Source organism: Butyrivibrio sp. (genome assembly GCF_017940685.1).
Lineage (GTDB): Bacteria > Bacillota > Clostridia > Lachnospirales > Lachnospiraceae > Butyrivibrio.
The window spans coordinates 1-1,870 of the sequence record NZ_JAGAYD010000086.1; the positions used below are offsets into that span (position 1 = coordinate 1).

General features: G+C 43.3%; 2 protein-coding genes. One reads left to right on the forward strand and one right to left on the reverse strand.

Annotated elements, in window-relative coordinates; translation table 11 throughout:
* A partial coding sequence (gene gmd, locus J6I68_RS05645; RefSeq protein ID WP_292218342.1) for a GDP-mannose 4,6-dehydratase occupies positions 1–986 on the reverse strand: 986 nt, incomplete at its 3' end.
* A 198-nt stretch (positions 987–1,184) separates the two neighbouring features.
* On the opposite strand from gmd, the gene J6I68_RS05650 reads away from it, so the two are divergent.
* A partial coding sequence (locus J6I68_RS05650) for a glycosyltransferase family 2 protein (RefSeq protein ID WP_292218352.1) occupies positions 1,185–1,870 on the forward strand: 686 nt, incomplete at its 3' end.

Genomic DNA, 1,870 nt, shown 5'->3' on the forward strand with positions numbered 1-1,870 from the left:
ACAAGATCCTCAAAGGAGGTTGACTGCGGATTCCAGTGAAGCTTTTCTTTTGCCTTGGTTGGATCTCCCCAGAGGTTAACAACATCAGTAGGTCTGTAGAAGTCAGGTGAAACCTCAATAAGAACCTTGCCTGTTGCCTTATCATAGCCCTTCTCATCAGCGCCTTCGCCCTTAAACTCAAGCTCGATGCCTGCATAGTGGAAAGCAAGCTGTGCGAATTCTCTTACAGAGTGCTGAACACCTGTAGCGATAACAAAGTCCTCAGGCTTGTCATTCTGAAGGATGAGCCACATGCACTCAACATAGTCCTTGGCGTAGCCCCAGTCACGAAGACTTGAGAGGTTACCAAGATAGAGCTTTTCCTGTTTGCCCTGAGCAATTCTTGCAGCTGCAAGAGTGATCTTACGGGTAACAAAGGTCTCTCCACGTCTCTCTGACTCGTGGTTGAAAAGAATACCTGAGCAGCAGAACATATTGTAGGCTTCCCTGTATTCTTTAACAATCCAATAGCCGTAGAGCTTAGCTACAGCATATGGGCTGTAAGGATGAAAAGGAGTGTTCTCATTCTGAGGAACTTCCTCAACCTTACCATAAAGCTCTGAAGTAGAAGCCTGATAAATGCGGCATGTATCAGCAAGACCGCACTGGCGAACAGCTTCAAGGACTCTCAGAACTCCTGTTGCGTCAACATCTGCAGTAAACTCGGGTGAATCAAATGATACCTGAACATGGGACTGAGCAGCCAGGTTGTAAATCTCGTCAGGTCGAACCTTGGATACAACTCCAAGGATACTCATTGAGTCGCCAAGATCTCCGTAATGAAGATGAAAGTGTTCCCTGCCTTCAAGATGTGCGATCCTCTCTCTGTAGTCCACTGAAGATCTTCTGATGATACCGTGAACATCATATCCTTTTTCCAAAAGGAACTCAGCAAGATAAGATCCATCTTGTCCGGTAATACCTGTAATAAGCGCTTTTTTAGCCATTTGTATCTCCTTATATGTAAACTAAATAGTCATCTGTTTGGCAAGACTTCATTCTATCATACTTTACTATATATTCATATATTAATGCAATTTTTTTGTTCGTTGAAAGACGGGCGCTTTAAGTGTAGAATATTGAATAGGAATGCGCATTTTTAGGTATCTTTATGGCGCATAATACTTGTTTTAGGGGATTCCTTCATGGGACTTTTAAGTGTGATCGTACCCTGCTTCAATGAGCAGGAGAATATTTTTGATTTCTATAATGAACTTATGAAAAACGAGGAGTTTTTCAAGGGCGAGGGTGTCGATTTTGAGCTTTTATTTGTTGATGATGGCTCAACTGATGCCACAGTATCCAATGTAAAGACACTTATAGAAAAAGATCAAAGGGTCCATCTCATAAGCTTTTCAAGGAACTTTGGAAAAGAGGCAGCAATGTACGCAGGGCTAAATAGCGCCAAGGGCGACTACGTTGCAATTATGGACTGTGACCTACAGGATCCGCCGGCTCTTCTTCCTGAGATGTACAGGGCTATCGCCCAGGAAGGCTACGATTCAGTTGCCACCAGAAGGGTTAACAGAAAGGGTGAGCCGCCGATCAGGTCGTTCTTTGCAAGAAAGTTCTACAAGCTCATAAATAAGATGACCAAAACTGAGATCGTGGATGGAGCAAGGGACTACAGACTCATGTCCAGAAAGTTTGTAGATGCGATACTTTCGATGAAGGAGTACAATCGTTTTTCAAAGGGAATCTTTGGCTGGGTAGGCTTTAAGAATAAGTGGCTTGAGTTTGAGAACATAGAGAGAAAGAAGGGAGAGACCAAGTGGTCTTTCTGGAAACTCTTTGCATATGCAATTGATGGTATAATGGCCTTTTCTACTGC